This window comes from Lancefieldella rimae ATCC 49626 (genome assembly GCF_000174015.1).
GTDB classification, from domain to species: Bacteria; Actinomycetota; Coriobacteriia; order Coriobacteriales; family Atopobiaceae; genus Lancefieldella; species Lancefieldella rimae.
In genome coordinates this window covers 415,989-434,294 of the sequence record NZ_ACFE01000002.1, presented here as the reverse complement: position 1 = coordinate 434,294, position 18,306 = coordinate 415,989, and the positions used below count along the sequence as shown (strand labels likewise).

The 18,306-nt window shown below is 51.0% G+C and carries 15 protein-coding genes, 1 tRNA gene and 1 pseudogene; 13 read left to right on the top strand and 4 right to left on the bottom strand.

What is annotated here, in order from left to right; all coding sequences use genetic code 11:
* The first annotated feature begins 116 nt into the window (after positions 1–116).
* The 3 genes and pseudogenes from ATORI0001_RS04765 (at position 117) to ATORI0001_RS04755 (ending at position 2,558) form a co-directional block, all read left to right on the top strand.
* Positions 117–659 carry a DUF4342 domain-containing protein gene (locus ATORI0001_RS04765; RefSeq protein ID WP_003149572.1) on the top strand — a complete coding sequence of 181 codons (543 nt, stop codon included), beginning with the start codon at positions 117–119 and terminating at the stop codon, positions 657–659.
* Positions 660–682: 23 nt separating this feature from the next.
* Positions 683–1,228: pseudogene (locus ATORI0001_RS04760) on the top strand (response regulator transcription factor); the annotation flags it as partial.
* A 4-nt stretch (positions 1,229–1,232) separates the two neighbouring features.
* Entirely contained in the window at positions 1,233–2,558 is a 1,326-nt protein-coding gene (locus ATORI0001_RS04755) for a sensor histidine kinase (RefSeq protein ID WP_003149628.1), read from the top strand.
* On the opposite strand, the gene treR is transcribed toward ATORI0001_RS04755, so the two are convergent.
* Positions 2,533–3,252 (bottom strand): trehalose operon repressor, encoded by a 720-nt coding sequence (gene treR / locus ATORI0001_RS04750; RefSeq protein WP_003148972.1) that lies wholly within the window; start codon positions 3,250–3,252, stop codon positions 2,533–2,535. The genes ATORI0001_RS04755 and treR overlap by 26 nt on opposite strands.
* Positions 3,253–3,468: 216 nt before the next feature.
* Here treR and treP point away from each other — a divergent pair, with 216 nt between their 5' ends.
* From treP to ATORI0001_RS04705, 9 genes are all read left to right on the top strand, one after another.
* A complete protein-coding gene (gene treP / locus ATORI0001_RS04745) occupies positions 3,469–4,962 on the top strand; it encodes a PTS system trehalose-specific EIIBC component (RefSeq protein ID WP_003149370.1) in 1,494 nt (497 codons plus the stop codon).
* A gap of 23 nt (positions 4,963–4,985) precedes the next feature.
* Positions 4,986–6,683, top strand: a complete 1,698-nt coding sequence (locus ATORI0001_RS04740) for an alpha,alpha-phosphotrehalase (RefSeq protein WP_003149549.1) — start codon at positions 4,986–4,988, stop codon at positions 6,681–6,683.
* A 520-nt stretch (positions 6,684–7,203) separates the two neighbouring features.
* Complete coding sequence (locus ATORI0001_RS04735; protein ID WP_003149681.1) at positions 7,204–8,274, top strand: hypothetical protein; 1,071 nt, start codon at positions 7,204–7,206, stop codon at positions 8,272–8,274.
* Positions 8,275–8,810: 536 nt separating this feature from the next.
* Positions 8,811–9,866, top strand: coding sequence for a UDP-glucose 4-epimerase GalE (galE, locus tag ATORI0001_RS04730; RefSeq protein ID WP_003148998.1), 1,056 nt, complete (start codon positions 8,811–8,813; stop codon positions 9,864–9,866).
* Between the two features lie 30 nt (positions 9,867–9,896).
* Positions 9,897–10,994, top strand: coding sequence for a polyprenyl synthetase family protein (locus tag ATORI0001_RS04725; RefSeq protein ID WP_003149261.1), 1,098 nt, complete (start codon positions 9,897–9,899; stop codon positions 10,992–10,994).
* A gap of 9 nt (positions 10,995–11,003) precedes the next feature.
* Positions 11,004–11,933 (top strand): peptidoglycan-binding domain-containing protein, encoded by a 930-nt coding sequence (locus ATORI0001_RS04720; protein WP_003149577.1) that lies wholly within the window; start codon positions 11,004–11,006, stop codon positions 11,931–11,933.
* A gap of 60 nt (positions 11,934–11,993) precedes the next feature.
* Positions 11,994–12,068, top strand: a tRNA-Gln gene (locus tag ATORI0001_RS04715).
* An 85-nt stretch (positions 12,069–12,153) separates the two neighbouring features.
* Positions 12,154–13,545: a bifunctional UDP-N-acetylglucosamine diphosphorylase/glucosamine-1-phosphate N-acetyltransferase GlmU gene (gene glmU, locus ATORI0001_RS04710; RefSeq protein WP_003149084.1), complete on the top strand. Its 1,392-nt coding sequence runs from the start codon at positions 12,154–12,156 to the stop codon at positions 13,543–13,545.
* Positions 13,546–14,541, top strand: a complete 996-nt coding sequence (locus ATORI0001_RS04705) for a ribose-phosphate diphosphokinase (protein WP_003149144.1) — start codon at positions 13,546–13,548, stop codon at positions 14,539–14,541. It begins immediately after the preceding gene.
* A gap of 347 nt (positions 14,542–14,888) precedes the next feature.
* Here the strand turns inward: ATORI0001_RS04705 and pcp are convergent, their stop codons facing one another.
* The 3 genes from pcp to ATORI0001_RS04690 all read right to left on the bottom strand — a co-directional run bounded on the left by pcp (position 14,889) and on the right by ATORI0001_RS04690 (position 17,493).
* Positions 14,889–15,539: a pyroglutamyl-peptidase I gene (gene pcp, locus ATORI0001_RS04700; RefSeq protein ID WP_003148891.1), complete on the bottom strand. Its 651-nt coding sequence runs from the start codon at positions 15,537–15,539 to the stop codon at positions 14,889–14,891.
* Between the two features lie 197 nt (positions 15,540–15,736).
* The gene (locus ATORI0001_RS04695; RefSeq protein ID WP_003149156.1) at positions 15,737–16,714 is read right to left on the bottom strand and encodes a DUF979 domain-containing protein; all 978 of its coding nucleotides are present in this window, start codon (positions 16,712–16,714) and stop codon (positions 15,737–15,739) included.
* Positions 16,714–17,493 carry a 5-oxoproline transporter, DUF969 family subunit gene (locus tag ATORI0001_RS04690; protein WP_003149659.1) on the bottom strand — a complete coding sequence of 260 codons (780 nt, stop codon included), beginning with the start codon at positions 17,491–17,493 and terminating at the stop codon, positions 16,714–16,716. Before ATORI0001_RS04690 ends, ATORI0001_RS04695 begins: the two co-directional genes overlap by 1 nt.
* A 133-nt stretch (positions 17,494–17,626) precedes the next feature.
* Between ATORI0001_RS04690 and pth the strand changes: the two genes are divergently transcribed.
* Positions 17,627–18,295 (top strand): aminoacyl-tRNA hydrolase, encoded by a 669-nt coding sequence (pth, locus tag ATORI0001_RS04685; protein ID WP_003149248.1) that lies wholly within the window; start codon positions 17,627–17,629, stop codon positions 18,293–18,295.
* Positions 18,296–18,306: the final 11 nt, after the last annotated feature.

The window sequence follows — 18,306 nt, the reverse complement described above, 5'->3', positions numbered from 1 at the left end:
AATCCTTCCATTTCCTAAAACTTAATCAAATCGCAAGAATCGGTTAATCTTATAAGAAGACCATGAGAGGCAACGAAGGCGAACGGCGTCTTCAAATTGCCAAGGAGGCAACAATCATGGAGAAACTTGAAAAAGTCGAACTCATCCGCGAGAAGTGCGGTGTAAGTTACGAAGATGCAAAAGCTGCACTTGATGCGTGCAGTGACGACACGCTTGACGCCATTATTTGGCTTGAGAAGCAGGGAAAAACCGCTAAGCAGGCGACAAATTATACGACCGAGGCTCAGACTCAGTCGGGCATTTCATCTGAAATGGAAGCGGCACAAACGGCCTATCAAGAATCAAGCAAGAAATCCGATTTCTCTCAGCATATGGACTCACTATGGGACAATTGCAAGAAGCTGCTCCACAAAGGAATTGAGACCAAGTTCATTGTCATGCGCTATGACGAACAGTTTATGAGTATGCCAATTCTTGTCCCCATTGCCGGTCTCTTTTTATGGGGTGCCACAATTTGGCTTCTTATCATTGGACTCTTCTTTGATCTACGCTACCACATCAAGGGAGCTCACCCGGTAACCGTTGATGTGAACGAAGCCATGGATACGGTAGCAAACGCCGCCGAGACCATTAAACACGACGTCACCAAAGGCAAATAATCAACACTTTACGCGGAGCATGCATGGTCAAGATTCTTATTATTGAGGACGAGGATAAAATAGCGCGTTTTATAGAACTCGAGCTTGTGCACGAAGGCTATGAGGTCGATAAGGCGCAGGATGGCAGAGTCGGTGTGGAAAAAGCGCTCTCTGGCGATTACGACCTTATCTTGCTGGACATTCTTCTCCCCCAACTGAACGGCCTTGAAGTCTTGCGACGCATACGCCGCGAGAAGAGCACACCGACCATTATGCTCACCGCACGTGACTCTGTCATGGATAAGGTTGCCGGACTTGATGCGGGTGCTGATGACTACCTCACAAAACCCTTTGCCATTGAGGAACTTCTCGCCCGCATCCGAGTGGCCCTTAAACATCACGCAACAAAAAACGATGCCTCACCCGATGGGTTTGATGAACCCAGAGCTCTCTCAACGCAAACTTTCACGATACGAGGCATCACGCTTGATGTTGATCGCCGAGAAGTCTGCGTCAACGAGGACTCCGTTGAACTCACAAACAAAGAATTTGAAGTACTCCGCACGCTCATGGAACACGTCGGCGTTCTCTTTTTTGAAAACGCATCCTGAATCATCGACCGCCCGCTCCATCAGCTGGGGATTTTGGTGGCGAAAATTACTCAATTACCTCTCGTTTAACATATTTCTCGCAGCCTGTGTCGTAGCCATTCTCATACATGGCTACAACCAAACCTTCCCCGCAGGAACGTTTTTATACGGGTTTTTCCCGGCTCCTCCCGTTGAAATCGCTCTCGACGGAGCTCAGACCGGATGGTTCCTTTCAAGCCTCCACTATGTGGTGCGAACCTCTTACCACGACACGCTATCGTTTGCCCTTGGCTCCGATTTCATAGCTCTTTGGCCTCTCTATATAGCGGTTCTTGTGTGGGAACTCATTGATCTTCTCCATTTCTTCAGTGATACCAGGCGTGTCAGACGGGCGCTTCTCCCCCTCAACACGCTTGCTCTTAAGGCCGAGCAACTGAGCAGCTCCGATCCGCTTGCTCATGCAGCGGCTCCCGGCACTTCCGGGACACTCAGCCAGAGCAAAATAAACAGCCTTGAGCAGGCCATTGACCACGCAAGTGTTGATTCGCCCTATATTCAAACAGGAGACGAAGATCTTGCCAGCATTGAGGTTGCCCTGAACAAACTTCTGCGCCAAATGCAGGAGGCAAAGCTGCAACAGATGCGTTTTGTGAATGACGCGAGCCACGAATTGCGCACCCCCATTGCGGTTATTCGCGGGTATGCCGACATGCTTGATCGTTGGGGAAAAACCGATGAGGCGGTCCTTGATGAATCTATCGCCGCATTAAAATCCGAAAGTGAGCACATGCATGAGCTCGTGGAACAGCTGCTCTTCCTTGCGCGGGGCGATGCGGGCAGAAATACCCTTACCACAACTCACGTAAATTTTGCACGGCTTGCCTATGAGGTGTGGGAAGAGTCCGAAATGATTGACCCTGACCATCGTTATGTCTTGGGCTTTGACGCAACAGCCGTGAACGAAACCCACTATCAAGTCGTTGGCGACGTTGCGCTGCTCAAACAATGCCTGAGAATCATTGTCCACAACGCCGCCCGCTATTCTCCCTCCCAAACGTCCATTACATTTGGCGTTTCATATGACGAGAGGTACGTCCGTGTATCCATACAAGACGAAGGCATTGGTATATCCGACGCAGCGGCTTCACATATTTTTGAGCGGTTCTGGCGTGCCGACAACGCTCGTGCGGAAAACAACGACGGGTCCGGCCTTGGTCTCTCTATTGCAAAGTGGATCGTTGACAGTCATGACGGCTCTATCGACGTGCTCTCGCGCGAAGGCGTAGGCACGCGATTCACCGTTACTATATCTCGCGACGAGCAACCGTAAAAAACGAGAAGTAATCCGGACGGTGCTTAGACTGCGTAAACTCAAACATCGCGCCTTGGAAATTGAACGTTTGTCCGGTTACCACAGCTAGGTAATCTGCTCCGTCAAGGTCAAGATAGTCTTGATCTTCTCGGGTAACACGCTCAACGGTAACGGTTCGTTTGCTGGTTGCAATCTGCATATTGAGAGTCTTCTCGATATAGTCATAGATTGAAAACTGAGCTATATCCGGAGTCAAGCCTGGTACAAGACTTGCTAGAAAGTAATTGCAGTCAAGAATCGATGCTTTGCCGCCTACGACCCTCACTCGAACAACATACAAAAGCTCATCGCCCTCATCAAATCCGGTGTAGCGTGCGAGGTCTTTATCGGCAACAATACGTTCAAATTTGAGAACCCGTGTTTCCGTATCGAGTTGATTGCGCTCGGATGCCTCTTGAAATGTTTCAATACCTCCCAGCTCAAAAAGAGCTCGCGGGCGCTTTTGGTAAATAACGCGTACCCCTTTGCCATGTACGGGCTGCAATGCTCCTTGCTGTGTTAAAAGTGCAATTGCCTTTCTGAGCGTGTTGTGCGAGCAACTGTATTCTTTTATAAGATTCGCCTCAGATGGAATATAGGTCTGATAGGGATATTCTCCTCGCTCTATTTTTCCTAAAAGATTCCTATAAATCTCATCATAAATTGCCTTCATGCATATCTCCATCGCTGTTTAGTTGCAATTATTTTATATTTTTTCACCAAAAACAGCATATCACCTACTTATCCAAATCATCTGCATAAGACGTTCATAGGCAAATTTATACCGTTCGGCGATACGAAACTGTCGATTTTTCATTTTCCGCCAAAGAAATTGCTCCAATGAACTAACTTATTTGCATAAGTTAGTTCCACGAGGAAAAGAGGAAAGATGGCAAAGTTCGACCATGATGCTCGTGAACTCCTTGAGCTCGTTGGCGGCACAGACAACATTGCTGCGGCTTCACACTGTATGACGCGCATGCGATTTGCCTTGAAAGATCCTTCAAAAGCGGATGTGGCTGCCATTGAAAAGCTTGCATCCGTTAAGGGAAGTTTCACGCAAGCCGGCCAGTTTCAAGTTATTATCGGCAATGACGTCGCTGACTTTTACGACACCTTTGTCGGTATTTCCGGCGTAAGTGAGGCTTCAAAACAAGACGTCAAATCAGCCGCTCTTCAAAACACAAACATTTTGCAGCGAGCCATGGGTGCCATTGCCGAAGTCTTTGCTCCTTTGATTCCCGCAATCATTACCGGCGGCCTTATTCTTGGCTTCCGAAACGTGCTTGGCGAGATGCCCTACTTTGGACCTGAAGGTAACCAGACTCTAGCTTCGCTTTCCGTTTTCTGGACGGGCGTATATAACTTCTTGTGGCTTATTGGCGAGGCAGTCTTCCATGCCGGCATCCCCGTAGGCATTTGTTGGTCGATCACAAAGAAAATGGGTGGGACCCCCATGCTCGGCATTGTGCTTGGCCTCACCCTTGTTTCCGGTCAGCTCATGAATGCGTATGCCGTTTCAGGAGCAACCGCCGCCGATTGGGCTACCCATACATGGAATTTTGACTTCGCACAGGTTCGTATGATTGGATATCAGGCACAGGTCATCCCTGCTATTCTCGCCGCGATTACCTTCAACTACCTTGAGCGATTCTTCAAGAAGATTACGCCATCCGTCATTCAGATGATCGTAGTGCCCTTCTGCTCACTTTTGCTTGCCGTTATGGCTGCTCACTTCGTGCTTGGCCCCATTGGCTGGACCATCGGATCTTGGATCGGAAACATTGTTCTTGCAGGCATCACGAGCCCGTTTGCATGGCTCTTTGGCCTTATCTTTGGCGCCGTATATGCCCCCCTTGTCATCACTGGCTTGCACCACATGTCCAATGCCGTTGACATGCAGCTTATTGCAAGTTCCAATAACTATGGCACGCCACTGTGGCCCATGATCGCACTTTCCAACATTGCTCAGGGTTCATCGGTTCTCGCCATGTCAGTCCTCCAGAAGCATGACGAAAACGCCCAGCAGGTAAACATTCCTTCCATCATTTCTTGCTACCTTGGCGTTACCGAACCCGCCATGTTTGGTGTCAACCTCAAATACGGTTTCCCCTTCGTATGCGCTATGATTGGTAGCTCCATTGCAGGAGGGGTCTGCACGGCCTTTGGCGTCAACGCCCTCTCCATTGGTGTTGGTGGACTCCCCGGAATTCTTTCAATTCGCCCCGAGTTTATCGGCATTTTCGCCGTTTGCATGGCAATCGCTGTAGTGGTTCCATTTGTTCTTACATTCACCATCGGCAAACGCCAAGGTATTGATAAAGGTATCGATACCAATGTCGTCACGCTTGATGGCGAGAAAAACGGTGCCCTTTCGGCCTAATAAAACCTGTAAGAGGAGCGGATATGTCAGGGCAATCTTCACGAGTAACAAGCAATCCCAAGGACACTCGCGCGCGCGCTGAGTTTCTCGGCACCAAGGTTGTGTATCAAATCTATGTCCGCTCCTTTAACGATTCAAACGGAGACGGCATCGGGGACCTCCCCGGTATCACGCAGCGTCTTGACTACCTGCAAAAACTCGGTGTTGACTATCTGTGGCTTACTCCGTTTTTTGTTTCACCCCAACATGACAATGGCTACGACGTTGCAGATTATCGCAACGTCGAGCCTCTCTTTGGCACCATGGCAGACTTCGATGAACTCTCGGTCGAGGCAAAAAAGCACGGCATCAAGCTGATGCTTGATATGGTCTTTAACCACACGTCAACCGAGCATCCATGGTTCCAACGGGCACTTGCCGGCGATCCTCAATACCTTGCCTACTATACCTTTGTCGACGGCAGTCCCGATACGCCGCCAACAAACTGGAAGTCCAAGTTTGGCGGAAGTGCATGGGAATGGGTTCCCGCACTTCATAAGTGGTACCTCCATCTCTTTGACACCACGCAGGCGGACCTCAATTGGGACAACCCAAACGTCCGAGCCGAGCTTGCCGACATAGTGCGTTTCTGGCACAACAAAGGTGTCGATGGTTTTCGCTTTGACGTTGTTAATCTCATTTCCAAGCCGGCTGTCTTTGAGGACGACACCATAGGAGACGGCAGGCGCTTTTACACCGACGGGCCACATGTCCACGAATACCTGCAGGAACTCGTCAAGCGCGGTGGTATCGACGGGCTGATGACCGTCGGTGAAATGAGCTCCACCTCAATTGAAAACTGCATCCGATATTCCAATCCCGCTGACCATGAGCTTGCCATGACCTTCTCGTTTCATCACCTCAAGGTTGACTACCTCAACGGAGACAAGTGGGCGCTCAAAGAGCCGGACATCGGCAAGCTTCGTGAGCTGCTGAAATCGTGGCAAGAACAGATTACGGACGGTGGTGGCTGGAATGCGCTGTTTTGGGCCAATCACGATCAGCCTCGTCCGAATTCTCGCTTTGGCGATACCGAGCGCTACTGGGAAATGTCCAGCAAGCTGCTTGCCGTTACCGCACATCTTCTGCGCGGGACTCCCTATATTTACCAGGGAGAAGAGCTGGGTATGACCAACGCAGGATTTACCGATATCACACAGTATCGAGACGTGGAATCCCTCAATTACTTTAAAATTCTTCAGGAGCGGGGCTGCTCCCCCAAAGAAGCGCTCCACATCATCTCCGAGCGCTCCCGCGATAATGGACGCACACCCGTTCAATGGGATGCCTCAAAAACCGCAGGTTTCACTTCCGGTACGCCGTGGATTGGCATTCCCGACAACCACACCGTCATCAATGCTGCCGCAGAAGTTGATGATCCCGACTCGATATTCTCCTTCTATCAAAAGCTTATTACTCTCCGAAAGACTCATTCCGTTATCAGCAAGGGAAATGTTCACTTCATCGATTGCGCTGGCGAGAAGGTCATTGCTTATGAGCGTACCTTGGATAGCTGTTGCGTGCGTGTCTTTGCAAACTTCTCTGACCAAAAGGTTTGCTGCGCGCCGAAAACTGTAATCGATGGCTCTGACGTCCTCATTGGCAACTATCCCGATACCGTAACGGATGCAGATGCGCTTGTACTCCGTCCTTTTGAGGCACGAGCCTTTATCTGGGAATGATAGAACCACGCTTGGAGTTTTCACCAAGAGCCTTTCTCAAAGTTCTTGTCGACACCCGGAAGTTGCTGGGGTTCTCTTCGTTTTCCATACTTGCGTTTGCTGTACTCGCATTTGCCACATTTGCAGCAAGTATGGCTACATTCACCAAAACTTACTGCAAGTATGGTTAGTTTTGCCACATTTGCTGCAAGTTTGGTTAACTCAAGACCAACTTGGCGCATTTCCGGCAGCCTCTCTAAGCAGCCTCTCTAAACAGCTCCTCTAAGCAGTCTCCCTAAAGTCACGAAACCCTAAGTACTTCATTAAGTAGCTCGTTTAAATACTCCTATCAGAAGGCTAGACATGGAGATTCTGTGAATGAGCAAAAACAAAATCTTCCAAATCTATACAAAACCTATAAACGCCTAAATTGTTTCGACTATGCCACGCTTCCTCTTATTCTTTTTCACTTGAATTCCAGTCAGACACCTGTCAGATAGCGGTCAAATAACTTTTTTAGAAGTAATGTAGCATCGTATCTATGAAGATATTGTTTTCTCATACAACTGCTCTAGAGCTTCTTCGGACTCAATCCCTTTCAGGTCAGAAGATTAAATACGTTTGTGGAGACAAAGTACCGAATACCTCTCTCAATAAAGAAGAACTACGAAAGGTCTTCTCGATGATTAAGCAAGCTTACGGAATACGTCTCAGCCTGCCGATTCATTATGTCGTTAGCAATAGGGAGAAGTTGCGTCGTTCTCACATAGCACATGCTCATTACTTTACAAATAAAGATTGCAAAGGACTTTTTATAGAATTGCTGCCGGGCATCGGCTGTTCCTCGCCATTCCTGACTGCCCTTCAGATGTCAAGTCAACTCAGTAATCTTGAACTCGCTTATCTTCTCTCAGAGTTTATGGGGCTCTATTCACTGTCACCTCATAAGGGCGAGAAAACCCTGTTTGAACGTAAGCCGTTTTTAAACAAATCAGAAATACTCCAGCAACTTGAAAACGCAAGAGGAATAAAAGGTACTCATCGCGTAGCGAAGGCCACAAGGATATCCTGCGAAAACGCTGCATCTCCTATGGAAGTCAAACTTTACCTAAGAGCAACACTTCCTTTTGCGCAAGGCGGATTCGGGTTTCCGACGGTATCGCTGAATCCTGAAATATTAACAAAAACAATCGGCTCAAATCCAGTAAACCGCATTCGCAAACCGGACTTACTGTTTCCGCACATTGGCAACAGAGACTCAGAGCTCAGAGACAAGAAGTGCTTCTCGGCAGCCATAGAATACCAAGGAGAGCATCACTCTACAAAAGACCAACAGCTAAAAGATGCACTGCGTGCAAATGAGTTTATGGGCACTGACATAAAGGAATATATTATCTGGAAATCTACGTATGATGATGCTGTTTATATGAGAGGGATCTTTCAAGAAATTCGCAATACTGTCGGGTTACCAAAACGTATCTGCTCGAAGACGAGAAAGCAAAAAGAGTATGATGCGCAAATGGCACTTTACAATGCCCTCGAACAAATTGACGGATATTTTACTGATTCTGACAAAAATGTATTTGAAAATGTACTTCGGGAGACGCTCTAGAATTATGTGCTGCAATCCGAAAAGTCTTTAGTGCTACCGGTAGTGTTGCTGATAGTATTGCCGAGTAGTGATGGCAAGTAGCGCGCTGCTGAGTTGTGCTGCTGATAGTGTGCTGCCAAAAACGCACCAAGTTTGGCTCTAGCCTGCCATACTTGCAGCAAATGTGGCTATATTAACCATACTTACAGCAAGTTTGGTTAATATAGCCCAACTTGGTACATTTCCGGCAGCTCCTTCGGGACCACTGCCGTTGACCCCCCCACTCGCAGTCCGTGCCTGTGTGGCTCATGCGTGTACAGCCCACGCCGTCTGGTTTCCAGCATCAGGCACGATCAAGAAGTGCGGCCCACGTGTACGCGGCCCACACATAGACTACACACGCATACACGCTCAAAGTAGCGCGATTTGAATTACTTGAGGCCGACCCGAGCACAGCTTCATTCTGCGCAAAGCCTTATACTTACTAGTAGAAAAATTACGCGCAGCAGCCTTGTGCATCACAAAAACCGCTCGCGCCGTCACAGAAGGGGTCTCGTATGAGCCAGAAGAAAGATCCGAAAGACACCTGCGTCCTCGTTACCGGAGGCGCCGGATTCATTGGCAGCCATACGGTGGTTGAGCTGCTCAATTGCGGCTACGAAGCAATCATCGTTGACGATCTTTCCAACGCATCAGAAAAAGTCATCGACCGCATTAAAACCATTGTAGGCGAGAAGAATGCCGAGCGTCTGACGTTTTACAAAGCCGATGTCAACAATCGCTCGGAGCTCAATCGTATCTTTGATTCCCACCATGTCGACCGCGTTATTCATTTTGCGGGCTTCAAGGCCGTTGGGGAATCCGTTACTAAACCGATTGAGTACTACTCCAATAACCTCGGCTCCACGCTCACCTTGCTGGACGTGATGCGTGCACACGATTGCAAATCCATCATCTTCTCCAGCTCGGCAACCGTCTATGGCGATCCTGACACGCTGCCCCTGACTGAAGAGAGCCCCAAAAAGCCTGCTACCAACCCATACGGCTGGACAAAATGGATGATTGAGCAGATCCTCACCGATGTGCATACCGCAGATCCCACATGGAACGTTGTCCTGCTCCGCTACTTCAATCCCATCGGCGCACACCAGTCCGGACTTATCGGCGAAGATCCTACGGGCATTCCCAACAACTTGGTTCCTTACGTGGCTCAAACCGCCATTGGCAAGCGAGAGGCCGTTCATGTCTTTGGCAACGACTACAACACCCCGGACGGCACCGGCGTGCGCGACTACATCCACGTCTGCGACCTGGGAACCGGCCACGTTGCAGCACTTACATGGATGAACGGTCGCGAGGGTGTTGAGATCTTCAACCTCGGTACCGGCGTCGGAAGCTCGGTCCTTGATATCATCAAGGCTTTCTCCCGCGCATGTGGCAAGGATATCCCCTACGTTATTGACCCGCGCCGCGCGGGAGACGTAGACGCCAACTACGCCGATTGCTCCAAGGCGGCGAAAGAACTCGGCTGGACCGCTCAATACAATCTTGATGACATGTGCCGAGACTCGTGGAAGTGGCAGTCCATGAACCCTAACGGATACCGCGGCTAACGCTCGCACCTCAAGCAGCAAGGGATTATCGTGGACTTTATCGACTATCTCACATCCGTCAGGCCTCGTGTCGAGAAGGAACTGGACGCTGGACTTCCTATTCCCGTATCGCAAAAGCACCTCCAAGAGGCCGAACCGGCTGCGTGCAATTCTGTCGTCGCCGACCTGAACACCTATCTGTACCAGCCCTTACGCGGATTTTCCGCCACGGGCGGCAAGCGCGTACGACCTGCACTGGTGCTTCTCGCCACGCAAGCGGTTCACGGGGACGTTGAAGCAGCCCTACCGGTCGCCTGTGCAATCGAAGACTTTCAATCAGCCGCACTGATTCACGATGATATTGCCGATAAATCTGAGCTGAGACGAGGCGAGCCCTGTCTGTATCGCCGACTTGGAACCGGACTTGCTATCAATGTCGGTGACGCCGCCCTTGTGCATACCATAGGACGCATATGTCACGGCAATACGTATGACGAAGCAACGCGGCTGCGCCTTATCGACGCTCTTATCTCCATGCAGGAACACACTCTTGAAGGTCAAGCGCTTGATCTTGGATGGACGCAGGAGAATCGCTGGGACATTACCCCCGATGAGTATCTTTTTATGGCAACGTCAAAAACAGCCTACTACTCGGCGGCATATCCGCTTCTTTGCGGTGCCATCGTGGGTGGAGGCACTGCAGAGCAACGCTCGGCACTCAAGGCTTTTGGTCTCAAAGCGGGGCTTGCGTTTCAGCTTCAAGACGACCTGCTAAACCTCGTCGGCGATGCCAAGACTCAGGGCAAAGATTTTCGCTCCGATATCACAGAAGGCAAGCGCACTCTTTTGGTGGTCAAAGCGATTGAGGTGCTTCTCGCCAACGCAAAGGACAACACACCAGACGCTGCGGCTGCCAAGGCTTCTTATAAAAAACTCATCTCTCTTTTGTCGTCAAAGACAAATGACCCTATACTGTTAGAGGAGGCCGTTGAACTCATTGTGTCCACCGGAGCAGTCGACGATGTCCGTGCCTACGCCCAGACGCTGATAGCCGAGGCAAAAGGATATTTGGAAGAAGCTCCGTTTGACGCTGAAGCACGTGACACCTTGCTTTCAATGGCCGACTTTTTTGTGAATCGGGAGAGGTAACTAAACACCATGGATCCTATTACACCCGGTAGCACCGGCGCTGCCGTTGAAGATATTCAGGAGCGATTGGTACGGCTCGACTACGTCATCGACGACTCTGAACGCGAGAAGAACACCTATGGTCCTTCCACCGCCAAAGCCGTTGCTCGGTTCCGTCTTGACCATGATCTTTCGCTTGGTGAAGACGTTGACACCGCCACATGGATGCTGCTTGTCGATGAAAGCTATCAACTTGGAGATCGCACGCTGTATCTGCGGCTGCCAAACTTTCACGGCAATGACGTGCGTCAGCTTCAAGAACGCCTGAACATCCTGGGATTTTCCTGCGGCAAACCGGATGGCCAGTACGGTGTCCACACGGAGGCTGCCGTAAAGCTCTTTCAAGAAAGCGTCGGCGAACTTGCCGATGGCATGGCCTTTCAAGACACCTTGGACGCCATCGAGCGCCTGCGTCATGTCTGGTCCGGCAAGCAGGCAAAAGGCCCGCATCCCCAAGGCGGCATGGGTTTTGCACGAGCCGCAAACGTACTGGAGACCATCAAGCTTGCCATCACAGGAGAAGACCCCATTGCCAGAAACGTTGCGGGACGCGTGGTGAACCTTGCAACGGCAACCTCCGAAGCGTCGGGCATCGAGCTGGTGGACTCCATCAAAACGCCCACACACGCGGATGCGATTCTCGCCATTACCTCACAACCTGCTCCCGTCAAACCGGCGCGAGGCAAGGTTGTTATCGGCAGCGTAAGTATGGATGAAAATGAAACGCTCCCGATACGCCTTCGCACTGCGTTTCAATCGGCAGAGGGATCCCCTCGGATTGTGCGCGTTTCGCTTCCCGAAAAGGCATCGGCGAACGGTTCATTTACCCTCGCAGACGCACAAACTTTTGCAGTTCTTGTATTAGATGCAATTTGTGGCGCATTTGCCGCCCATAGCTGATACACTCTTAAGTCAGTCATTTTTTGACGAGGACGCTGACATCCAACGTAGCGAGTACATTGGGATATCGTCCAACGGTTAGGACACGGGTTTTTGGTGCCTGGAATGTGGGTTCGAGTCCTACTATCCCAGCCATTCTCGTTTGATATGATGACTGCGTAAGGGACACGGACGCAATACTCCCGCGTCAACGCATACTGTATGCTTGGAGGCTTTTCACATGCCACTTACTGCGATTGTCCTCGCTGCAGGCGAGGGAACGCGCATGAAGTCCCGTCACCCTAAGGTAGTACACAACCTACTCGATAAGCCCATCGTTTGGTGGACTGTCCGTGCCGCTCAAGCCGCAGGCGCTGAGCGCACGATTGTTGTTGTGGGAAATCATGCCGATGAGATTAAAGACGCGCTTGCTGGTTTTGACGCAATTGAGTATGTCGAGCAGCGCGAGCGCCTAGGTACCGGTCATGCGGTTCGGGTGGTCCGCGATGCCGTTGGCGGCTTCAGTGGACCTGTCGTTGTCATTAATGGCGATGCTCCTCTCCTGCGCCCGGAAACGATTACGGCTCTTCTTGATGAAACCCGCGCGCATCACAACGCTTGCACGCTCCTTACCATGACGCCACCGGATCCCACGGGATACGGTCGCGTTGTTTTTTCAGACGGTCGTGTAAGCGGCATTGTCGAGCACAAAGATGCCACGCCGGAACAGCGTATACACGAGACAGAATGCAACGTCGGCGTTTATTGTTTCTGTGGCAGTCGCCTTACAAAAAACATCGATCTTCTCGCCCATGACAACGTACAGGGCGAATACTACATCACCGATATGGTCGGCATATACGTCAGCCAAGGTGAGCCGGTATCTGCCGTGCACGTTGACGATTACCGCGAAGCTTTGGGTATCAATTCCCGCGCGCAACTTGCCGTCGCCACCCGCGTTATGCAGGAACGGATCAACGAGCGCCTGATGGCAGAAGGTGTCACGATGCTCGATCCGTCTACGGTCTGGATTGGCGCAGACGTTACCGTGGGCCAGGATACGGAAATTCTTCCGATGACCATGCTCTTTGGGTCAACGCATGTCGGGTCCGATTGCGTTATCGGGCCGAATACGCGCCTCACCGACACGCGTGTCGGAAACGGTTGCGTTGTTGATGAAACAGTTGCACTTTCCGCGATTATTGAAGATGGCGCCACCTGCGGGCCCCGTGCGTATCTGCGCCCGGGAGCGCACCTCATGCCACACGCAAAAGCGGGAACCCATGTAGAGATCAAAAACTCCACCATCGGTGCGGGCTCTAAGGTGCCTCACCTTTCCTACATTGGCGACACAACCATGGGTGAAGGCGTTAACGTAGGCGCCGGCTCTATTACCTGCAATTATGACGGCTATCACAAATTCCATACCACCATCGGCAACCACGTGTTCATTGGATCCGATACCATGATGGTGGCTCCTGTCACCATTGGAGACGGTGCACTGGTAGGCGCAAGCTCCTGCATCACTCAGGATGTTCCCGCAGACGCTCTTGCACTTGAGCGCACAGAACAGCGTATTGTTGAAGGATATGCCGCCACAAGGCGCGCAAAGCTCGAGGAGAAAGAGGATTAAATGTTCGAGCAACTGTGTGAACCGCTTAATGTCGAGAAGAACATTAAACTGTATTGTGGTACAGGAAACCCAGAACTTGCCCGCAAAGTTGCTGAAATCCTTCATCTTGAACTCTCCGGTTTGTTGCTGGAAAAATTTGCCAACGGCGAAATCTATGCCCGCTTTGACGAGTCTGTCCGTGGCGATGAGGTCTTCTTCATCCAAACGCTTGCGGGCAAAAACGTCAACGACCTGGTTATGGAAACCTTGATCGTTGCCGATGCCGCCAAGAGAGCTTCCGCAAAGAACTTCACCGCCGTTATTCCCCACTACGCCTATGCGCGTCAAGACCGCAAAGCCGCCGCTCGTGAGCCTATCACCGCACGTCTCATGGCAAATTTACTTGAAGAGGCCGGTGTTGATCGCGTTATCACGCTCGATCTGCACCAGGGTCAGATTCAGGGCTTCTTTGACGTTCCTGTCTCACACCTTACGGCGCTGTATCTTTTGGGCGACTACTTCAAGAAAAAGCCGTTTGACTGGGAAAACACCGTCGTTGTCTCTCCCGATATGGGTCGCGCGAAGGCGGCTAAAAAGCTTTCCGATTACCTTGACTGCGGCCTTGCCATCGCCCACAAGAGCCGTCCTCGTCACAACGAGTCGGCCGTCATGGGTATCATCGGCGACATCACCGGTAAAACCTGCATCGTCAACGACGACATGATTGATACCGCAGGAACTCTCTGCGCTTCCGTCTTAAAGCTCAAAGAAATGGGCGCGGGAGATATCTATGTCTGCGCAACCCACGGCATCTTCTCGGGACCTGCCATTGAGCGTCTGAATGAAGCCCCTATCGAGGAGTGCGTAGTAACCGACGCTATTCCTTGTGCGGCAGCAAACCAGCCGGGCTCAAAAATCAGGACCATCACCGTCGCAAATGAACTTGCAGAAGCCATCTATGCCGTCTATACGGATCGTCCCGTTTCCGACATCTTTGGTGGCGACTTGAATCTGTAAGAGATCGCGAGAAGAACGTCTCTCAGGATCTTTTTAGCCAAGATAACCCCACTCCAAAAAACCCTGAGTGGGGTTATTGCCTTGAAAAACCACCGACAAATCAAATTTTTCGGAAAAGATAGCAAATCGGGAGTTTAGTGGTGATTTGATTCACCACTAAACGCTCAAATCCGAGAAAAACCACCACTAAATATCGTTTTTACGGGAAAAACCACCACTAAACAGTCGATTTCCGGCAGATTTCAGAAATTCTCGTTTAGTGGTGGTTTTCAAAGACTGTCAGCCTCAAAAACTGGCAGCTCTCAAAAACTGATAGTCCCCAAAGACCAACAACCTCTCGACGAAACTTAATGGGTAGTTCCGAGAGACTCGCCGACGGTATCAACCTCATGCTCCACGGCGGCTGCCAAGGCAACCTCAAGACCACGCGTCATAACCTCAATAGGAAGACTTGCGGTATTTGCAGGCTGCTTTGTTGCCTGCTCGGTTGCGAAAGGAACGTGCAGGAAAGCCCCGCGAGTATTGGGGTGCTTGGTGGCAAGCGCATGCAACATGGAATACATCACATCGTTGCAGACATACGTACCTGCCGTATACGACACAGCGGCAGGAATACCTGCTTCATTCATTGCCTCTGTCATGGCACGAACGGGAAGTGTCGCAAAATAAGCATCGGGACCGTCCTCGACGATCTTCTCGGCATGTGGTTGGTTGCCGTCGTTGTCGGGAATGCGAGCGTCGCGATAATTGATGCCCACAAACTCCGGGGTAATCTTTGCGCGACCTCCCGCCTGTCCAACGCAAAGCACGATATCGGGATCAATATGATCAATCGCTGCGGATACCGCGTCGGCACCTGAGCCGAAGACTACAGGAATCTCAAGTTTCACTACATTGGCACCGGCAATGGTATCCGGAAGCGCTCGGACGGCTTCCCATGCCGGGTTGATTTTCTCGCCACCAAAAGGTTGAAAACCAGTTACAAGAATCGTTGACACAACGACCTCCTTAAGACGAAGTTAAGTACTCTAAGTACCCACCACAACGAATTTCATACATGCGAATCGTGGTTAGCACAATCGCGTTCGTTGCACGCCCGCCTCACTTGCCGCCCACATCGAGCCGGCGGTGTCGTACCCATTGCACCACGTCATGCTCGCCGCACCTTGATGTACTTGTCGTCTCTGCGTCTGTCTTAAAACGCCACAAGAACGATCATCATAAGAACCTGAACGGTAAGCATGAAAACCGCAGGGATGACCTGCTTTTTAATGACTCCGTATTCGTCGTCCATCTCAAGAATTGCCACCGGAACAATATTGAAGTTGGCAGCCATGGGCGTCATAAGAGTTCCACAGAATCCACAGGTTAAGGCAAGCGCTCCCACAACCGTTGGGTCGGCGCCCAGCGAGAGGACAAACGGAGCTCCAATACCCACCGTCAGCACGGTAATTGCCGCAAAGGCGTTGCCCATAATGGCGGTAAAGAGCGCCATGCCAACGCAGTAGACAATAATGCCGACAACCAGATTGCCCTCTGGAATGACAGCTCCCACAAGGTGAGAAATGACCTCCCCAACGCCGGCCGCCGTAAAAGTGGCACCAAGGATCGAGAGGAGCGTCGGCAGCATAACCAAAGGTCCGACAATATCCAGCATGCGTCTTGAATCGTCCAAGAAAAGCTTAGGCGTATTGACGCCGGGGCGCATCGCCAAAAGGATTCCACAACCCACAAAAACACCTACGGTCAAACCGACCAGAGTTGAAATCTTTGGGAAGAAAAAGGCAAACAGAAGCGCAAAAACGCCGATACTAAACGACGCGAGAAAAATCTTGTTTCCGACGCTCTTATATGCCAGAGACATTTCTTCCTCAGTCGGCTTTATTACATCTTCACCGCGTCCGACCTGCTTGAACACTGCCGGAAGCAACATAACAATAAGGCCAACGCCTGTCCACTCCGAAGGGATCCACTTGCCCACAATAAAAAGAAGACCGAGCATGGTCCAAAATACCCCGGTACCGATGCGCTTTGCATTGGTCTTGTCGCGAAAGTTTGAAATGCCCGCATAAATTGCGACAAGGCCAATCAGCACAAACACAACTTCAAGCAATTTTGTTGAGAGCGTAATCTTGGGATCGGTAGAGGTATAAAACGCGATAACGGCATCCATTATGCCTCGCCTCCTTCTACGGTAGCATGAGCGTTGTCGGCGGCATTGTCAGCGACAAGAGCTGAGGTAACAGCCGTGTTTCCTGCTTTTTCAGCAGCAGCCTCAAGGTCGCGCTTTTGGCAGCGACGGTCGAGGAAGATGTAGTATGCCGAGGTAAACGCCACAGCGATAAGCGCCACCGGAATTTCTATGGCCGCAAGATGCGCAAGCTCAACGGTGTATCCCAGCTCCTTAAGCGTACTTTGCACCAGCAGCATGCCTGATGAGCCCACAAAAAGCACCTGACCAAAGAACCATGCCACATTTTCCATACCGGATGCCATGCCCTTGAGGTCATCGCGATGCTTCGATGTCATGAGCGTGCCATCGGGGTCGTCCGCGGCCTCAGCCATCGGCATCACGACCGGCTTGATGAATCCGGCAACGCCGCCAAAGCCAACGTTGAATGCGGCAAAAATAACGCGGAAGACGCCATACGCTGCCATGATGATGCCACCGCTTGCGCCCTTGACGCGCCTCATCAGCTCGCGGGCCGCATTGCGAAGGCCGTTTCGCTCAAGCGTTCCCGTAAGCACAAAGACCACTACGCAAATCAGCATGGTTCTCGTTGAGACAAAGCTCTTACCAAGCGTCTGCAAAAATACAATCGGATCCATGCCGGCAATCACGGCCGTTGTTACTGCCGCTATGAGAATCGTGAGAATGGAGTCGAGCTTCAGCGTGAAGCCGACAATGACCACAATAATTCCCAGCAGTTTGACCAACTCAGATATATCCATACCGCCTCCTTGATATGCGCCTTTCTTACCACAAGATTACACACAAAATCCCCAACACAAAGGTAAAGTGCAAAAATTTGAATAATATGTTACATTCCGTAAACAAAACTACTCAAAGCTTCCGGGAGAAATAATGAGCGCACAAAGGCAGACACACCATGGACCGAGAAGATCTTCCACGCCTCAAGCACCCCGTGAACTCCTTGAGTCTCCGACTCTTATCTGCGGCCTCGGCAATCCTGGCGAGAAGTACGCACACACCAGACACAACATCGGCTTTGCGGTAATCGACGCGCTTGCACGTCGTTATGACGTCCGCTATTGGAAAAGCGAAGCAGGTTGCCTGGTTACCACCATCATAGTCACGGATGCAGACGCACAACGGCAAGAAGTGCTTCTCGCCAAACCGCAGGATTTTATGAACACCAGCGGAGGACCTCTCTCAAAGCTCGCTCAGGCGAGGCGCATCTCCCCTGCCAACATACTTGTCGTTCATGATGAAGTTGATCTTGCAGCCGGAAGCATACGAACACGAGCCGGTGGCGGACTTAATGCCCATAACGGCCTGCGCTCCATTGCAGACAAGTTTGGCACCCGCGATTTCATGCGCCTGCAGTGCGGCATCGGGCGCCCGCCTGGTCGAATGAAGGTAGTTGACTACGTCTTGAAAGAGCTCAAAGGCACCGCTCTTGAAGAGTTTCTTGTCACCGTTGAGGTGGCAGCCGATGAGGTAGAAAAGCTTCTGAAAACAAGCACTCAAGCCGCGGGAACAAACGGTATTAAGATAGAACGGCGTCTATAAGTGTTAGTTGA

Excerpts from the sequence above, each read along its gene's own strand:
- ATORI0001_RS04765 (WP_003149572.1), top strand. The coding sequence starts at position 117 with ATGGAGAAACTTGAAAAAGTCGAACTCATCCGCGAGAAGTGCGGTGTA.
- treR (WP_003148972.1), bottom strand. The coding sequence starts at position 3,252 with ATGAAGGCAATTTATGATGAGATTTATAGGAATCTTTTAGGAAAAATA.
- treP (WP_003149370.1), top strand. The coding sequence starts at position 3,469 with ATGGCAAAGTTCGACCATGATGCTCGTGAACTCCTTGAGCTCGTTGGC.
- ATORI0001_RS04740 (WP_003149549.1), top strand. The coding sequence starts at position 4,986 with ATGTCAGGGCAATCTTCACGAGTAACAAGCAATCCCAAGGACACTCGC.
- ATORI0001_RS04735 (WP_003149681.1), top strand. The coding sequence starts at position 7,204 with ATGAAGATATTGTTTTCTCATACAACTGCTCTAGAGCTTCTTCGGACT.
- galE (WP_003148998.1), top strand. The coding sequence starts at position 8,811 with ATGAGCCAGAAGAAAGATCCGAAAGACACCTGCGTCCTCGTTACCGGA.
- ATORI0001_RS04720 (WP_003149577.1), top strand. The coding sequence starts at position 11,004 with ATGGATCCTATTACACCCGGTAGCACCGGCGCTGCCGTTGAAGATATT.
- glmU (WP_003149084.1), top strand. The coding sequence starts at position 12,154 with ATGCCACTTACTGCGATTGTCCTCGCTGCAGGCGAGGGAACGCGCATG.
- ATORI0001_RS04705 (WP_003149144.1), top strand. The coding sequence starts at position 13,546 with ATGTTCGAGCAACTGTGTGAACCGCTTAATGTCGAGAAGAACATTAAA.
- ATORI0001_RS04695 (WP_003149156.1), bottom strand. The coding sequence starts at position 16,714 with ATGGATGCCGTTATCGCGTTTTATACCTCTACCGATCCCAAGATTACG.
- ATORI0001_RS04690 (WP_003149659.1), bottom strand. The coding sequence starts at position 17,493 with ATGGATATATCTGAGTTGGTCAAACTGCTGGGAATTATTGTGGTCATT.
- pth (WP_003149248.1), top strand. The coding sequence starts at position 17,627 with ATGAGCGCACAAAGGCAGACACACCATGGACCGAGAAGATCTTCCACG.